This is a genomic window from Mammaliicoccus sp. O-M54 (assembly GCF_022386035.1).
In the GTDB taxonomy this organism is placed as follows: Bacteria; Bacillota; Bacilli; order Staphylococcales; family Staphylococcaceae; genus Mammaliicoccus; species Mammaliicoccus sciuri_A.
Genome location: NZ_JAJNJE010000005.1, coordinates 105,281 through 121,586, shown reverse-complemented (window position 1 = coordinate 121,586; position 16,306 = coordinate 105,281). Strand labels below are relative to the sequence as shown.

General features: G+C 32.9%; 18 protein-coding genes. 11 read left to right on the top strand and 7 right to left on the bottom strand.

The features are described 5' to 3' along the window. Window positions 1-7 precede the first annotated feature (7 nt). Genes LQ673_RS09985 through alsE form a run of 4 tightly spaced genes read left to right on the top strand, consistent with a single transcriptional unit; the run spans window position 8 to window position 2,599 of the window. Window positions 8-319: a PTS fructose transporter subunit IIB gene (locus LQ673_RS09985; protein WP_037590079.1), complete on the top strand. Its 312-nt coding sequence runs from the start codon at window positions 8-10 to the stop codon at window positions 317-319. 12 nt (window positions 320-331) lie between these two features. Further along, window positions 332-784, top strand: a complete 453-nt coding sequence (locus tag LQ673_RS09980) for a PTS sugar transporter subunit IIA (RefSeq protein WP_037590080.1) — start codon at window positions 332-334, stop codon at window positions 782-784. Between the two features lie 16 nt (window positions 785-800). Beyond that, window positions 801-1,901: a PTS fructose transporter subunit IIC gene (locus tag LQ673_RS09975; RefSeq protein ID WP_037590081.1), complete on the top strand. Its 1,101-nt coding sequence runs from the start codon at window positions 801-803 to the stop codon at window positions 1,899-1,901. A gap of 14 nt (window positions 1,902-1,915) precedes the next feature. After that, a complete protein-coding gene (alsE, locus tag LQ673_RS09970; protein ID WP_159316148.1) occupies window positions 1,916-2,599 on the top strand; it encodes a D-allulose 6-phosphate 3-epimerase in 684 nt (227 codons plus the stop codon). A 60-nt stretch (window positions 2,600-2,659) separates the two neighbouring features. Here the strand turns inward: alsE and LQ673_RS09965 are convergent, their stop codons facing one another. From LQ673_RS09965 to LQ673_RS09955, 3 genes are read right to left on the bottom strand one after another with little or no spacing between them, the layout of a single operon-like run. Beyond that, on the bottom strand, window positions 2,660-3,835 hold the full coding sequence (locus LQ673_RS09965; protein WP_037590083.1) for an ABC transporter permease: 1,176 nt from the start codon (window positions 3,833-3,835) through the stop codon (window positions 2,660-2,662). Next, a complete protein-coding gene (locus LQ673_RS09960; RefSeq protein ID WP_037590084.1) occupies window positions 3,832-4,512 on the bottom strand; it encodes an ABC transporter ATP-binding protein in 681 nt (226 codons plus the stop codon). The genes LQ673_RS09965 and LQ673_RS09960 overlap by 4 nt, the downstream gene beginning before the upstream one ends. After that, entirely contained in the window at window positions 4,509-5,600 is a 1,092-nt protein-coding gene (locus LQ673_RS09955) for an efflux RND transporter periplasmic adaptor subunit (protein WP_191836129.1), read from the bottom strand. The genes LQ673_RS09960 and LQ673_RS09955 overlap by 4 nt, the downstream gene beginning before the upstream one ends. Window positions 5,601-6,138: 538 nt before the next feature. Here LQ673_RS09955 and LQ673_RS09950 point away from each other — a divergent pair. Then, entirely contained in the window at window positions 6,139-6,747 is a 609-nt protein-coding gene (locus LQ673_RS09950) for a YIP1 family protein (RefSeq protein WP_191836128.1), read from the top strand. Between the two features lie 46 nt (window positions 6,748-6,793). Here LQ673_RS09950 and LQ673_RS09945 read toward each other — a convergent pair whose 3' ends face one another. Next, a complete protein-coding gene (locus LQ673_RS09945) occupies window positions 6,794-6,973 on the bottom strand; it encodes a VraH family peptide resistance protein (protein ID WP_037590087.1) in 180 nt (59 codons plus the stop codon). 111 nt (window positions 6,974-7,084) lie between these two features. Here LQ673_RS09945 and LQ673_RS09940 point away from each other — a divergent pair, with 111 nt between their 5' ends. Then, window positions 7,085-7,240 (top strand): hypothetical protein, encoded by a 156-nt coding sequence (locus LQ673_RS09940; RefSeq protein WP_037590088.1) that lies wholly within the window; start codon window positions 7,085-7,087, stop codon window positions 7,238-7,240. Between the two features lie 81 nt (window positions 7,241-7,321). On the opposite strand, the gene LQ673_RS09935 is transcribed toward LQ673_RS09940, so the two are convergent. After that, complete coding sequence (locus tag LQ673_RS09935) at window positions 7,322-7,570, bottom strand: DUF3923 family protein (protein ID WP_037590089.1); 249 nt, start codon at window positions 7,568-7,570, stop codon at window positions 7,322-7,324. 141 nt (window positions 7,571-7,711) lie between these two features. Between LQ673_RS09935 and lepB the strand changes: the two genes are divergently transcribed. Then, on the top strand, window positions 7,712-8,299 hold the full coding sequence (gene lepB / locus LQ673_RS09930) for a signal peptidase I (protein WP_191836127.1): 588 nt from the start codon (window positions 7,712-7,714) through the stop codon (window positions 8,297-8,299). A 62-nt stretch (window positions 8,300-8,361) separates the two neighbouring features. Further along, window positions 8,362-9,372: an aldose epimerase family protein gene (locus tag LQ673_RS09925; RefSeq protein ID WP_191836126.1), complete on the top strand. Its 1,011-nt coding sequence runs from the start codon at window positions 8,362-8,364 to the stop codon at window positions 9,370-9,372. A gap of 78 nt (window positions 9,373-9,450) precedes the next feature. On the opposite strand, the gene gabR is transcribed toward LQ673_RS09925, so the two are convergent. Further along, the gene (gene gabR, locus LQ673_RS09920) at window positions 9,451-10,836 is read right to left on the bottom strand and encodes a MocR-like transcriptional regulator GabR (RefSeq protein WP_191836125.1); all 1,386 of its coding nucleotides are present in this window, start codon (window positions 10,834-10,836) and stop codon (window positions 9,451-9,453) included. 102 nt (window positions 10,837-10,938) lie between these two features. Here gabR and gabT point away from each other — a divergent pair, with 102 nt between their 5' ends. From gabT to LQ673_RS09905, 3 genes are read left to right on the top strand one after another with little or no spacing between them, the layout of a single operon-like run. Next, on the top strand, window positions 10,939-12,225 hold the full coding sequence (gabT, locus tag LQ673_RS09915; protein ID WP_037590092.1) for a 4-aminobutyrate--2-oxoglutarate transaminase: 1,287 nt from the start codon (window positions 10,939-10,941) through the stop codon (window positions 12,223-12,225). A 31-nt stretch (window positions 12,226-12,256) separates the two neighbouring features. Then, window positions 12,257-13,648 (top strand): APC family permease, encoded by a 1,392-nt coding sequence (locus LQ673_RS09910; RefSeq protein ID WP_119498862.1) that lies wholly within the window; start codon window positions 12,257-12,259, stop codon window positions 13,646-13,648. Continuing rightward, entirely contained in the window at window positions 13,611-14,990 is a 1,380-nt protein-coding gene (locus LQ673_RS09905; RefSeq protein WP_191836124.1) for an NAD-dependent succinate-semialdehyde dehydrogenase, read from the top strand. Before LQ673_RS09910 ends, LQ673_RS09905 begins: the two co-directional genes overlap by 38 nt. 83 nt (window positions 14,991-15,073) lie before the next feature. Here LQ673_RS09905 and LQ673_RS09900 read toward each other — a convergent pair whose 3' ends face one another. After that, the gene (locus LQ673_RS09900; protein WP_191836123.1) at window positions 15,074-16,291 is read right to left on the bottom strand and encodes a metal-dependent hydrolase family protein; all 1,218 of its coding nucleotides are present in this window, start codon (window positions 16,289-16,291) and stop codon (window positions 15,074-15,076) included. Window positions 16,292-16,306 lie beyond the last annotated feature (15 nt).

Here is a 16,306-nt window from a genome sequence, read left to right as displayed (position 1 = left end):
ATGAAATATGAATATCGTGAGTATTTGTGCTTGTACAGTAGGTATTGCACACACATATATCGCAGCTGAAAAGTTAGAAAAAGCAGCTGAAAAGAAAGGTCATAATATCAAAATTGAAACACAAGGGACAATAGGTGTAGAAAATGAATTGTCACCTGAAGATATTAAACAAGCTGATATCGTGTTACTTGCTGTAGATGTAAAGGTAAGCGCTAAAGAAAGATTTGAAGGTAAAAAAGTCATCGAAATACCGACAGATGTCGCAATAAAATCTCCAAATAAATTAATAGAAAAAATCGAACAAATTTCACAACAATAAAGGAGATGCCATATGAATTTAATAGATGTATTAGATGAGAACACAATCTTAACAGAACTTGAGACAAATAATAGAGAAGAAACTTTAGAAACACTCGTTCATTTATTTGATAAAGAACAATATATAGACAATTCAGAAGCATTTTTAGAAGCTGTTTATAAAAGAGAGTCAGAAGGCGTAACAGGTATTGGTAACTTTGTGGCGATTCCACACGGGAAAAGTAGTAGCGTTAACAAAGTTGGTATTGCAATTGGTGTTTTAAAAGATGAAGTAGAGTGGCCATCTTTAGATGATACAGGTGCGAAAGTCGTTATATTACTTGCAGTTGGCGAAGATAGCGACAATTCTAAAGAACATTTGAAACTCTTATCATTAATCGCAAGAAAGTTGAGTAATGATGAAGTGATTGAACAATTATTAAATTCTAAAAATAAAACAGAAGTTGTAGCAATTTTATCTAACTAACAAAGGGGGAGATAACGTGAAAACATTTTTTAATCAGTTGAATTTAAAAGGTCATTTACTTACGGCAATATCTTATTTAATTCCAGTTGTATGTGGAGCGGGATTCATGATCGCAATTGGGATGGCGTTAGGTGGAGATTCATCAACAGATTTAACGAAGACTGGCTATTCATTCTGGGATGTACTTGCAACACTTGGCGGTGCTGGACTGGGCATGTTACCAGTTGTCATTGCAACAGGTATCGCTTATTCAATTGCTGATAAACCGGGTATAGCACCTGGCCTCGTTATTGGTTTAACAGCTAATGCAGTTGGATCAGGTTTTATCGGAGGTTTAATAGGTGGCTTCTTGGCAGGTTATCTTGTTGTATTAATTATTAAATATATCAAAATGCCAAATTGGGCTAAAGGCTTAATGCCGATGCTTGTAATTCCATTTATTGCTTCGCTTGTAGGTGGACTCATTATGGTCTATGTAATCGGAGCACCAATTACACAATTTACGCATATTTTAACTGAGTATTTACAATCTCTAAGTGGTACTTCTAAATTAATTTATGGCATTATCATCGGAGTATTAGCAAGTGTCGATTATGGTGGTCCAATTAATAAGACAGTATTTGCATTTGTATTAACACTACAAGCACAAGGTATTCATGAACCTATAACAGCGTTGATAGTCGTTAACACAGCTACGCCAATTGGATTCGCATTTGCATATTGGATTGGAAGATTAATGCGTAAAAATATTTATAAAAAAGTAGAAGTAGAAACATTAAAAACAGCATTCCCAATGGGTATTATTGAAATTGTTGAAGGTGTCTTACCGATTGTCTTAAACGACATTATTAGATGTGTTATTGCAACAGGAATCGGTGGTGCAGTAGGTGGCGCGATTTCAATGGTGATGAACGCTGACTCGAAAGTGCCGTTTGGTGGCATGTTAGCAATTCCAACAATGTCTCAGCCATTAGGTTTCGTCATCGCTATCGTAGCAAATGTTATTGTTACAGCTCTAGTACTTGTACTACTTAAGAAACCTGTAAATGAATCAGAAGAAATGATCGATGAAATCGAAGAAGATGACATAGAATTAGGCGATATTAAAGTATACTAATGGAGGTTTAATACATGGAGAATGTAAAGTTTTCACCATCATTAATGACGATGGACTTAGATAAATTTAGCGAGCAGATTACATTTTTGAATGAGCACGTAGAATCTTATCATATAGATATTATGGACGGTCATTATGTCCCGAATATTACACTGTCACCTTGGTTTATTGAACAAGTGAAGAAAATTTCTGACGTACCCATTTCTGCACATTTAATGGTCACTGAACCATCATTTTGGGTGGATGAATTATTAAAAGTAGATACAGATTATATATGCATACATGCAGAAGTCGTCAATGGTGTTGCTTACCGATTGATTCATAAAATCCATGATCATGGTAAAAAAGTAGGCATCGTATTAAATCCAGAAACACCCGTTGAAGTGATTAAACCTTATATTCAATATTTAGATAAGATCACAATTATGACCGTTGACCCAGGATTTGCTGGAGAAAAATTTATCGATGAAACATTAGATAAAATAGTAGAATTGAGAAAGTTAAGAGACGAGCATCAATACAAATATTTAATTGAAATGGATGGCTCTTCAAATAAGAAGACATTTAGTAAAATTCAAAAAGCCAATCCAGATATTTATATATTGGGAAGAAGCGGTCTATTCGGTTTAGATGAACGTATCGATGAAGCATGGCACAAAATGAAAGCAGATTTTAATGATGCATTAACAGAAGTATAATGAATAAAACCGCCACATGAGTTGGACGACAACTCATGTGGCGGTTAAATTATATTTAAACTATTTAATAATATCTATTAATTCTTTCTTAGATGCCGATCTTGCTGGTATCCAGCCAAATACAATACCAATTAATGTTGAAACGCCGACAGCAAGTAGAATAGAACCTAGACTTACAACACTTTGAACCATATCAGGCGTAACAGCTTCTACAAGTTTAGAAATCAAAATACCTATGATTAATCCGATAATGCCACCGATCAGACATAGCACGATACTTTCTATTAAGAATTGTATTTCAATGTCTCGACCTTTAGCTCCAAAAGCACGTCTTATCGCAATTTCTTCTGTACGTTCAGCGACTGAAATATACATAACGTTCATCACACCTATACCCGCAATGAATAATGAAATACCTGCTACTGCTGCAACAAAGTACGTAATGGCATCGAATACTTGTGTGATACTTTTCATGATTTCTTCCATATCTGAATACTGATAACTACCTTCGCTCATACCTGAACCTCTTTTGTTTAAGAGCTTAGCTGCCTTATTCGCGATTTCTTTTTTGTTATCATCGTTATCTACTTTTAATTCAAGTTGTGGAAGGTCCTGGCTTAAGTCACCCATATATCGATTGAAAGTTTCGCTTGGCATATTCACTGTATTTTCATACATAGGATTATTGACAATACCTACAATTTTAAATCCTTGGTCATCTATAAATAACGTCTTACCAATCGCGTCACCTTTGAACGCTTTTTTAGCAATTGTTTGATCGATTGTGACGACTTTTTCTTTCAATTCATTATCTGATTGTGTGAAACCTTTACCTTCAGATGCATTGTCGACATAGTCTTTTTTAAAGATATTGATGTCAGATTGCTTTTGTGAATTGGTCATTTTTGCCCCATAACTTTGACTGTCATCTTCTTTAATTTTAGCGTCTGTGACACCGTCTATTTGTTTGACGAGATCAATATCTTGTTTGTCGAATGGATTTTCTTTAGAGCCTTCCATATTTTCAGGCATGAAGCTAATCATAGCTTGTCCTTTACTCGCACCCGTATCAGCAAATTCATCAGATGCTGTCTTTTTAAAACCATTACCTAAAGACATAATGGTAATGACTGCAGCTATACCGATAATAATACCAATCATCGTAAAGATGTTACGGCGTTTATTCTTCATGATAGATTTGAGAGAGACTGATATGATATTCGGTAAGTTCTTCATTCTATCACCTCTTCTCGCTGAACACGGCCATCTAATATGTGTATCACGCGATCAGCTTGTTCAGCTACTTTACGATCATGCGTAACAATAATCATCGTTGTATTTTGTTCACGATTAAGTCGCACAAATAAATCCATAATATCTTTAGAAGTTTGAGAATCAAGCGCACCTGTTGGTTCATCAGCAATAATGAATTTAGGTTTATTGACAATCGAGCGCGCGATGGCGACACGTTGTTGTTGACCACCCGATAACTTATTCGGTACAAGATGTTTTTTATCTGCTATTCCAACGTCTTTTAAGACAGATTCAACACGTTGTTTACGTTCTTTTGAAGACATACCTGAATATAATAGGGGGATACTAACATTCTCCATAATCGTATTATTTTGTATCAATTTAAAATTTTGAAAGACAAATCCGACTGTTTTATTTCTAATAAAGGCAAGTTTATTATCTGAAACTTGTTGATAATTCTCATTATCAAACAGATATTCACCTGTGTATCCTCTATCTATAAAACCTAAAATATTAATCAATGTACTTTTCCCAGAACCTGAAGGGCCCATAATCGCGATAAATTCACCTGTATCAATAGATATATTAATATCTTTCAATATATGATTTGTTTCTTCTCCGTTTTTAAAGTGTCGATTAACATTTACTAAATTAATCATGATGCTATCTCAACCTTTTCACCATTATTTAATGTTTTCTTAGGTGAAATGATCAGTTTATCTCCAGATTTAAGTCCTTTCTCAACATATATTTCACCATTTTGTCGTTTAATATTAATATGTCGTTTATGAACTTTATGATTTTTATCGACAACAAATACATGATTGCCTTTTGTTAATACAGACTTAGGTAATTTAATCGTATCTAAAGGAATCTCTCCTTCAGTTGAGAATCCACTACGTACAGAAATGTCTAATTTACCAATCGTTACTTGATATTTAGAATTACCTTTTCCAATGCTTGGATTATTTGAAACAGGATTAGAAGTCTGCGTTGTTTCACTTTCTGGATCAGCAGTATTCATCGATTCACTTTGGTTACTATCATCGTAACTTGTAGGTAATTCAGAAATCTTTGTCACTTTCCCTTTACCTTGTTCACCAGTACTGTTCACCGTTACATTAACTGCATCGCCAACCTTAATTTTAGTAATATCAAATTCTGATACAGAAGTTTTGATTTGAGGTTCACTTGCGACTAATTTTAAAATCGCTTCACCACTGTTAGCGTCATTATCATTCTCCATTTCGACTTTACCATCAAATGAAGCATACATACTTTCATTTACTTGACGATCATACTGTGATAATTGCTTGTTAGCTTCACTTAATGTATTTAAATCTTTAGATAAAGTGTTTTGTAAATCATTATTGTTCGGTTGCTGATTAATATTTTGGTAGTCTTGATCCACCTTGTTTTGTGCAGCATTTACTTTATCTTGTAAATCTTGGCGCTTTTGATCATTCACATTATAGTTAATCAATTGATCACCTTGTTTAACAGATTGACCATCTTCAACAACAGTACTCACAAATTCACCTAACTGATCATTATTGTTATAAGTTTTAATTTTAGTAGGTGCAGCCTTACCAGAAATACTTAAAGGAGATTCCTTTTTAACTTTATATGTATCATAACCGTCTTTTTTATCATCTGTGTCATTTGTCGTTTGTTTTACAATAAGCGCAACAACAACTAACAAAACGATAACGATAATCCCGATTATCCAAAATAATTTACGCTTCAATTTATTCCACTCCTATATATTTTTATTCTCACATGGGAAATGTTATCACAGTTAGGAACAATAAAAAATAATACTTATGAGATTTAAGAATATTAAATTTGTAATTAATTATTCATGTTTTTTTATGTAATTCACAAACAATAGTGGAATCATACATGATTGATAGAGCGTAAAATTAAAAATATCTATAAAAAAGCACAAAAAAATAACCATCGCTAACTTTGGAGGAGGCGATAGTTATTTAATAACTAATAAATTTTCCACCGTCTTTTTAACGGGCTCATAGGCAATGTGTTACCGCACGTTGCCTTTTTCATTTACATAATAGCATAATTTGGTATATTTTGTCTATTTCTGTTGAGTAATCATATGAATATTTAATTTGCATAGTTCTTTAAGAAGTACATGAATATCATATTCTATGCAAAAATTAAATAACGATTATAAAATTTAAGAATATTAATTATATAATTAAGTATTTTATTAATGCTTTATGAATGTTAACCTTAAATTATACAAAAAGCAAAGGAGTATAGTGATGAAACATTCAAATTTATTATTTGCACCAACTTTAACCAACTATAGAGAACGACCTAAGTGGTTGTTAAATATGATTTTAGTCATTATTTTATCAGTTGCTTCAATATGGATTACATCAATAACAACGGATCTTACTGCTGATTTAAAAGAAGCTGGATTAAATGAAACTGAAATTGATCAAATGTCTACCTTTACTACAGTATTTGCATACATAGGTGGTATTTTAGCACCAATTATAGGCATTGCTTTTTCATTTCTAATATTTCTTATCATCTCAAAAATTATGAAATCTGATGTTAAAGCTTCAAGTTTATTTGCAGCTGCAACGTTTGTAAAATTAATTACAACTATCTTTAATTTCATTGTTTTAGCTATTATAGCAATTGTAGGTTTAGATCCAGTTAAACACTCTATTACAAGTTTGGCAGTATTTAGCCAAAGTAATGATTATCTCGGGGTATTTGATTTATCAACATTATTAGCAGCATATTTATTTGGAGTTGTATTATATGCAACAAGTAGATTTAAAGGAAAGACAGCAGTAATATGGACTGTGATTTATCTTGTTGTCGTAATTGGAATAGGTTTAATTCAAGCAAGTATATAATGAATTGATCAATAAAGCCCGTTTCCTTGAAAACGGGCTTTAATTATTATTTATAATTTTTTAAGTAATATGCGCCACCTAAAAGTCCGACAGGAATCCCAAATAAAGGTGTGATGAGGACACTTAAGACAACAACCGCAACTAGTACGACTGCTATATTATAGCTTGTTAATTCTAACTCTAATAAGTCATCGTAGCTTTGCTTAATTAATTCTTTAACTTTCATACGTAACACTCCTTAAACTTTTTTCATAGCGTTATTTTTCTGATTATATAACATTATACCATTTATGACATTTTATGGTAAAATTATATATAAAATGAGGAGGTATGTCATATGGGTTTTTATATAATGTTACTTTCATTTATATTAGGTTTAGTGATTGTAGTAGTTGGCATAAAACGTAGAAAAGAACATAATATTTATAAAGGATCTATAGTTGTTGGTGCGGTTCTTATTATCTTTGCTATTTATTTAGGATGGCCAAAATAAAGAATAAAAAAACAAACGATACACTCTATGACTTTATCTCTTATCTAAGTGAAAGTGACGGAGTGTATCGTTAATTTATATTTACATATTTTGATTTTGAGCTTTTAACTTTTTAGAAGTGATGAGATTGACGATTAACCAAACAAGTTGTGTTAAGAATGGAATGATAAAAAGTGTTGCCATGATACCGATAGAGAACCATTTTATTTCTGTTGTTTGCACAGCTCCAGTGGCATCAACTTCTCTAAACCATAAAAAGATTGAGAACGTTAAAAATGCACCAACTTCAATGATAGTTAAAATCCACCACAATATCCAAGATACTTTCATGAGAATACCTCTTTTCAGTATAATATAATAATGTAATATTATCATTTAAATATTAAATGAGCAATAAAGGGAAGAATGCTTGAATATATGCTATCGTTTGAATAACATGTAAATAATAGTATGAGTTTGAGGAGGGTTACAGTGGTTAAGAATTTAATGGAATGGGTTGCGTCTATCGTTATTGCTATTGTTGTGGCGTGGCTTATTACGACTTTTTTATTTAGTAGATATGAGGTGCATGGACAGTCTATGTATCCTACGTTTAATGATAAAGACAATTTGATTGTTAGTAAAATTTCGAAAACGCTTGGTACGATTGATAGAGGTGATGTGATTATTTTTCATGCGAATGAAGAAAAGGATTATATTAAGAGATTAATAGGTGTACCTGGTGACACTGTCAGTTATAAGAATGATCAATTATATATCAATCATGAAAAAGTTGCAGAACCTTATTTAGATTTTAATAAGAAGCATAAATTCACGGAGTATTTAACGGAAAACTTTGATGTTTCAGATACAAAAAATTCTGATGGTGAAAAAGTAATTCCAGAAGGTAAATATTTAGTCCTCGGTGATAATCGTTTGAATAGTAACGATAGTCGCCAAGATGTTGGACTCATTACCGACGAACAAATTGTAGGGAAAGCTAAATTAAGAATTTTACCAACGAATAATATGAAATATGACTTTTACGCTGATTCGTTTGATCATGTAAATGAGAATTGATTGGAACAATATGCTAAACTTTAACTAACTGCATGTACACTTTATAGAATAGGATGAGGCTAATGTCATTTGAGATTGAGACTTTAGATAAAGAGAAGAATATAGATTTGATTACAATCTATGATGAGCGTTCAAAGATTCAATTTACGAATTTTGGTATGCGGATTGTCGATTGGAAAATTGATGATAGATCCGTTATCCTTGGTCCGACTGAAAGTGATGATTTAATAGAATATTATGAGCAAAATCCTTATTTCTTTGGTGCGACTGTTGCAAGATATGGTGGAAGAATTGAAAATGGTCAGTTTGTATTAAATGGTGAATCCTATCAGCTTGAACAAAATGATGGTGTTCATAATTTACATGGTGGCTCTAACGGTTTATATACTCAAGTGTGTGATTATGACATTGTTAATGAAGATGATATTGTTCGCATTGTATATCATGTAGAATTGAAACATTCAGTTGATCATTTCCCAGGTGATATTAACATGACCGTAACACATCAATATGATTTAACAAATTTGAAATGGACAATTATATATGAAGCAACGAGTACTGAAGATACTTTATTGAATCCGATGAATCATGTGTATTTTAATTTGAATGAAACAAATGCTTCTATTGAAAATCATCAACTTCATCATAACGTTCAATTCTATCCGCTTAAAGATAATCAAATTGTGGAATCTCTTGATACAGAGAATATTAATGTAGAAATTGGGAAAGATAGTATAACTTTTAAAGATATATTCGACAGTGGATTTCAACAAATCAATCAATTTAATGGTATTGATCATCCAGTGACATTAGAAGATGGCACTTTCAAAGTGTCGAATGATGAATTGGAACTTGAAATGACGACTGATCAGAATGAAGTTGTCATATTTACATTGAACGAAGTAGATTGGAATGATCATGAAGACTCTATTAATGTACATAGTGGCTTTACATTAGAAACGCAATCATTACCTAATGATATTAATTTATTAAATGAAACAGCACCATCAATTTTAAGAAAAGGCGACACATTTAATAGTGTCACAAGTTATCAAATCAATTATAAGAAATAGTTTATATAATAGAAGACAATCATACTTTCATGACCAAACTTGTTTAGAAGCGTTGGTTATGAAAGTATTTTTTTTTATTTATCGATGACTCTCATAAATAATGTCTTTTAATTTTAAAATAGCAGGTTCGATATCTTCTCGATTTATTTTCGCAAACCCGATAATGAGTGTCTTAAATGGTGTGTTTTCAGGTTCATCAGCCATGAAACGTCTAATCGTATATAATTCTATATCGTGGTCATGCGCCTTTTGTTCAATCTCTTGATAACTTAAGTCTGTCTTAATATTAATTAGAAAATGCAGTCCTGCCTCCATGTCGTATATTGAGACATCTTCTTTAAATGCTTTTTTTAATACTTTAAGAAAAAGCTCTCTCTTTTCAGTATAAGTATGATGCATTTTACGAATATACTTCTCATAGTTTCCAGATTTAATAAATAAATGTAGCGCGTAAGCATTAATTAAGCTTAAATCTGTAATGGATGTATCTGTTATCGCATCGAATTTATATAAAAGTGGATAGGGTAAGACCATATAGCTTATTCTCAAACTTGGCATTAATGTTTTCGCGAATGTACCCAAATATATGACACGTTCATTCTTATCCAAACTATATAATGAAGGAATATTGTCTGTACCATATTTATATTCACTATCATAATCGTCTTCTATAATATATTTATTATGTTCAGTTACCCAGTTGAGTAATTCAATTCTTCTTGAAATTGGCATAATCGTACCTGTTGGAAATTGATGTGAAGGTGTTGTCACGACAAAGTCAGGCTTAGCCTGTTTCACATGTTCAACAGATAATCCTTTGTTGTCTAGTGGAATATTAACGACATCCTGTCCCATGCCGATAAATAGATTTCTCATCCTTGAATAGCCGGGATTTTCGATAGCAATTTTTTGATTGTTTGAAATTGCTTTGAATAAGCTACTGAGTAAGTTCGCTGTACCTGATCCGACAATGATTTGTTCAGGGTAACAGACGACACCTCTTTTGTATGAAATCAATTGAGCGATTGATTTTCTTAGTTCAAGCGGTCCTTTATAAACAGGAATTTCTGACATTTCATGTTTGAAAAGGTGAAAAGCTTCTTTCACATATTTTGACCATAAGTCTATTGGAAATTGTGAGATATCTGTTGTCATATGTGATAAAGAATAACGATATGAAGATTTAATTTGAGTTGGGCTATTGTTTAAAGGTTGCGTAATATGTTGATCTTGAATGATTAACTTATTTAATGCTTCAACAAAGTAACCTTGTCTTTCCTTTGTGTAAATATAACCCTCAGCAAAAAGTTGTTCATAAGCATTCTTAACGGTGTTAATACTGACATTTTGATCGATTGAAAGTTGTCTTTTGGATGGTAATTTTTCGTGACTGTTATATTTCTGAGAGAGTATATCTTGTTTTAATTTGAGATAAATTTCTCTATATTTGTAAGTTTGAGTCATATCGTTCGCCCCCTCTGGTACTATTAAAAATTAAAAACTGGTACTTTTCATTATACCAATCTTTTTTTAATATGTACTAAATAAACAATAGGAGGGATTTTGATGGGTAAGACTCAAGAACAATTAGAATCTTTACGTAACGAATATGTAGCAAGAGGTGTCAGTAATGGTAATACACATATTGCTGATTTTGCAAAAGGGGCAACAGTTACAGATAAAGATGGTAAAGAGTGGATTGACTTTGCAGGAGCAATCGGAACATTAAACGTTGGTCATTCACATCCTAAAATAACTGAACATTTAAAAAACGAGCTTGAAAGATTTATTTTACCTGGTTTCAATGTGATTATGTATGAAAGCTATATTAAATTAGCAGAGAAATTAGCAGAAATTACACCAGGTGACCATAAAAAGAAAACAGTATTGCTAAATTCTGGTGCAGAAGCAGTAGAAAATGCTGTGAAAATCGCTAGAAAATATACAGGTAGACAGCAAGTTGTATCATTTATTAGAGGTTTCCATGGTAGAACAAATTTAACAATGTCTATGACAAGCAAAGTAAGACCATACAAATTTGGGTTTGGCCCATTTGCACCAGAAGTATATCAAGCACCATATCCTTATTTAGCAGATAAACCTGAAGGATTAAGTGATGAGGCATACATAGATTCAGTCATTAAAGATTTGAAGAATTTCTTTATCGCAACAGTGGATCCTTCAGAAGTGGCATGTGTAGTGATTGAGCCAGTACAAGGTGAAGGTGGATTTATCATTCCAGATAAGAAATTTATCCATGCATTAAAAGATATTTGTGAAGAACATGGTATCGTATTTATTGCAGATGAAATTCAAACAGGCTTTGCACGTACTGGTAAGACATTTGCAATTGAGCATTTTGATGTTATTCCAGATTTAATGACTGTATCAAAATCTCTAGCAGCAGGATTCCCATTAAGTGGTGTTGTTGGACGTAGTGAAATTATCGATAGCCCAAATCCAGGCGAAATTGGTGGTACATATGCAGGAAATCCACTTGCATGTGAAGCAGCATTAAAAGTAATTGAAATTATTGAAGAAGAAAACTTAAATGCTAAAGCTGAACAACTTGGTGCAACGATTCAATCAAGATTAGAAGCATTTAAATTAGAACATTCATTTATAGGAGATATTCGTAGATTAGGCGCAATGGTCGCAATGGAAATTGTTGATCCAGAAACGCAATCACCTGATAAAGTTAAAACGTCACAAATTGTTAAAGCAGCAAATGAAAATGGTTTATTATTATTATCAGCTGGTATTAACGGAAATGTGATTAGATTTTTAGCACCATTAGTCATTACAGATCAAGAATTAAACAAAGGATTATCAATCTTAGAATCTAGTCTTTAAGAAATTTGACTAATAAAAATGGGGTATAATTATGAATTCTCAATTTAATAAATCAATGAACATAGCAGACGTATTATTTCTCGCGATTGGCGCCATGCTTGGATGGGGCTGGGTTGTTCTTTCGGGAGAATGGATTTCACAAGCAGGATTTCTAGGTAGTATTATCGCATTTGTAATTGGTGGATTATTAGTAATTTTTATTGGATTAACATATGCAGAGCTTGCCTCTGCAATTCCTGAAACAGGTGGCGGATTTGTCTTCGTTAAGAAAGCATTTAGTCCAGGTGTAGCATTTATATCTGGTTGGTCAGTGTTATTTGGCTATGTATCTGTTATTACATTTGAAGCAGTCGCATTGCCAACTGTTATAGACTATGTCATACCATTTGAACATTCTGGCTTATTGTGGAATTTAGCTGGATGGGATGTTTACTTAACTTGGGTACTTATCGGTTCTATAGGTAGTGTTATATTAACGTCATTAAACTACTTTGGCGTTAAACCAGCTGCAGTTATGCAGACTGTATTTACAATATTTATTGTAGGTGTCGGTTTATTATTATTCTTTGGTGCAGGTTTCAATGGTGACTTTACACATCTTAAACCATTATTTAATGGTGGTGTAGGTGGAACAATGTCTGTACTAATCATGATTCCATTCCTATTTGTAGGGTTCGATGTTATTCCACAAATAGCTGAAGAAGTAAAAGCACCTTCTAAAAAAATTGGTGGTATTTTAGTTGTCTCTATCATAGCATCGGTTATCTTCTATTTATTAATTGTGTTTGGTGTTGCAACTGGTTTAACACCAAGTCAATTAAATACAAGTGAATTAGCTACGGCAGATGCAATGGTGAATTTATTTGGATCAAGTGGATTTGGTATATTACTCGTATTAGGTGGAATTGCTGGTATTATCACAAGTTGGAATGCATTTATTATTGGTGGTAGTCGTATTTTATATGCGATGGCAAAAAATAATATGATTCCTAAGTGGTTTGCATACATTCACCCTAAATACAAAACACCAACACACGGTATTATATTCCTTGGTGTATTAGCATTTGTTGCACCTTTATTAGGTCGACCTGCATTAGTATGGATTGTTGATGCTGGTGGCATCGGTGTTGTATTAGGTTACTTCTTAGTTGCATGTGCATTTTTGAAATTAAGAAAAAGTGAACCTAACTTAGAAAGACCATATCGTATTAAAAGTGGTAAAGTAGTCGGTTGGATTGCTGTTATTTTAAGTATTGCATTTATCGCAATTTATTTACCAGGAATGCCGTCATCACTTATTTGGCCACATGAATGGATTATCGTATTCGTATGGTACGGCATAGCAGCAGTATTATATTTAACAAAATCAAAAGGGGATGAAGTATTTGAAACAGCTAAAAGTATACAATCCAGCAACGAATGAAGTCGTTAAGTCGATTCCTTATACTTCTGAAGAAGAAGCCATTCAACAAATTGATAAAGCGCAAGTTGCATATGAATCATGGCGTGAAAAAGACGCACATGAACGTTCATCTCTTTTATTAAAATGGTATCAATTAATTGATGAACATAAAGAAGAATTAGCAGAATTAATTACATTAGAGAACGGTAAACCTTATAAAGAAGCATTAGGCGAAGTTGCCTATGCGAATAGTTACATTCAATGGTATCAAGAAGAAGCAAAACGTATTTATGGTAAGACAATACCTGCTAATCAAAAAGGTAAAAAAATTATCACTGATCCGTTCCCTGTAGGTGTTGTTGGTGCAATTACACCTTGGAATTTCCCAGCAGCAATGATTGCGAGAAAAATGGCGCCAGCATTAGCAGCAGGTTGTACAATTGTTTGTAAACCAGCTTTAGAAACACCATTAACGACGATAAGAATGGTTGAATTGGCACATGAAGCGGGTATCCCTGAAGATGCCATTCAATATGTTGTATTAAGTGGTAAAGACGCAGGTAGAATATTTACTGAAAGTCCAATTATACAGAAGATAACATTCACTGGATCTACACCAGTTGGTAAACATTTAATAAAAGATTCTGCAAATACAGTTAAAAATGTCACGATGGAATTAGGTGGATTAGCACCAGTTATTGTTCATAAAGATGCAGATATTGAACTTGCAGTTGATCAAACAATCGCGACTAAATTTAGAAATTCAGGTCAAACTTGTATAAGCGCAAATAGAATTTATGTACATCAAGATATAGAACAAGCTTATACAGAACGTTTAACTGAAAAAGTAAATGCATTAAATGTAGGAAATGGCTTAGAGGAAGGCGTTGAAATGGGACCTCTTATTAATCAACAAGCTGTAGATAAAGTCATTGACCAAATTGAAGATGCTGTACAAAATGGTGGAGAATTGTCATTACCATTAGAACAATTAAAATTAGGTGGAAATTTCTTAAAGCCAGTCGTTATTAGACAAGCTAATCTTGAAATGAAAGTAATGCACGAAGAAACATTCGGACCAATTGCTGCAGTCATGGCATACGAAGACTTAGATGACATTATTAAAGTTGCCAATGATACAGAATATGGTTTAGCCGCTTATTTCTTCACGAATGACTATCGTACAGGATTTGATATTTATAAGAAGCTTGATTTCGGTGTTATAGGCTGGAATGATGGTGCGCCATCAGCAGCACATGCGCCATTTGGAGGATTTAAAGAAAGTGGATATGGTCGTGAAGGCGGTATCGAAGGTATTGAACCTTATTTAGAAACTAAATATTTATCAATCGGTAATATGTAATAAATGAACCCCCTAAAAGTGACAACTTTTAGGGGGTTTTCATATGTATCTATTTCTAGAATACATTTTTAAATACTATGATATTATCTAATGTCTTTGACGATTTGACCGTCTATTGAAACAACTTTAATGTTATTTGGATCTCTTAATACTTTGATATCTTCTAAAGGATTTTGATCTAGTAAAATAAAGTCTGCTTTCTTGCCTACTTCAATTGTACCTAAGTCTTCGTCATAACCTAAACATTCAGCAGCTGTCTTAGTAGACGAAACAATGGCTTCCATTTCTGTCATGCCGTGTTCAACCATAAGCTCTAATTCTCTTAAATTAGTTCCATGTTTGAATACACCTGCATCTGTACCCATTGCTATTTTCACATCAGCTTGATGTGCTTTTTTAAAGCTATCAATATGGTCTTGCATGACTTGTTTAGATTTCTTAATAGAATTTTCACTCATACCTAGTTCTTCAGCGAATTCTATAACAGAAAGAGGTGCCAGTAATGTGGGTACGAGGTACATTTCTTTTTCTTTCATTAATTGAACAGCTTCATCATCCAAATAGATACCATGTTCAATTGAGTGAATGCCTGCTTCTATACATTGTTTAACACCTTGTAAACCTTGAGCATGTGCCATAACTTTTCGATTATTTCTAAATTGCGCTTCTTCTACAATGACTTTTAATTCTTCTAATGAGAATTGCGTATAATCTGGATGGTCAGTTGCACTTGTTACACCACCCGTTGCATGTACTTTTAATACATCAGCACCAGCTCTTAACATTTCGCGTGCTTTTTTACGGACTTCATTCACACCATCACATATACCACTCGGTAATCCAGGATAGCCATCTTGCAAAATAGGGAGTTGTATACCAGATTTAGTATAACTGTCTCCATGGCCACCTGTAATGGTCAATGCGTTAACACTTATTTGTAAACGTGGTCCGAGTATTAAACCATCATTCACAGCTTCTTTTAAACCTAAATCTGCGCCTAAAGCATCTCGAACGGTTGTAACACCTGCATCAACTGTTCGTTTTAAATGATCAATTGCTTTGAAGAAGTTATATGAAAAAGGTGTAGCTAATCTTCTCTCTAAAGGTTCCATTTCCAACATAACATGTACGTGACTATCGATCATACCTGGTAATAGATATTGACCATTGCCTTCTATTATATTGTCTCCATTTAAATGAGTACCAATTTCAGAAATGACATTATTTTCAACCTTTATATCAACACCTCGTTGAATGTCTTTTCCAGTACCGTCTATTAAATTGATGTTTTTTATAATCATATCTAAGTCCTCCTC

Coding starts and splice junctions, on each gene's coding strand:
- LQ673_RS09985 (WP_037590079.1), top strand. CDS start 8: ATGAATATCGTGAGTATTTGTGCTTGTACAGTAGGTATTGCACACACA.
- LQ673_RS09980 (WP_037590080.1), top strand. CDS start 332: ATGAATTTAATAGATGTATTAGATGAGAACACAATCTTAACAGAACTT.
- alsE (WP_159316148.1), top strand. CDS start 1,916: ATGGAGAATGTAAAGTTTTCACCATCATTAATGACGATGGACTTAGAT.
- LQ673_RS09965 (WP_037590083.1), bottom strand. CDS start 3,835: ATGAAGAACTTACCGAATATCATATCAGTCTCTCTCAAATCTATCATG.
- LQ673_RS09960 (WP_037590084.1), bottom strand. CDS start 4,512: ATGATTAATTTAGTAAATGTTAATCGACACTTTAAAAACGGAGAAGAA.
- LQ673_RS09950 (WP_191836128.1), top strand. CDS start 6,139: ATGAAACATTCAAATTTATTATTTGCACCAACTTTAACCAACTATAGA.
- LQ673_RS09945 (WP_037590087.1), bottom strand. CDS start 6,973: ATGAAAGTTAAAGAATTAATTAAGCAAAGCTACGATGACTTATTAGAG.
- LQ673_RS09940 (WP_037590088.1), top strand. CDS start 7,085: ATGGGTTTTTATATAATGTTACTTTCATTTATATTAGGTTTAGTGATT.
- LQ673_RS09935 (WP_037590089.1), bottom strand. CDS start 7,570: ATGAAAGTATCTTGGATATTGTGGTGGATTTTAACTATCATTGAAGTT.
- LQ673_RS09925 (WP_191836126.1), top strand. CDS start 8,362: ATGTCATTTGAGATTGAGACTTTAGATAAAGAGAAGAATATAGATTTG.
- gabR (WP_191836125.1), bottom strand. CDS start 10,836: ATGACTCAAACTTACAAATATAGAGAAATTTATCTCAAATTAAAACAA.
- gabT (WP_037590092.1), top strand. CDS start 10,939: ATGGGTAAGACTCAAGAACAATTAGAATCTTTACGTAACGAATATGTA.
- LQ673_RS09910 (WP_119498862.1), top strand. CDS start 12,257: ATGAATTCTCAATTTAATAAATCAATGAACATAGCAGACGTATTATTT.
- LQ673_RS09900 (WP_191836123.1), bottom strand. CDS start 16,291: ATGATTATAAAAAACATCAATTTAATAGACGGTACTGGAAAAGACATT.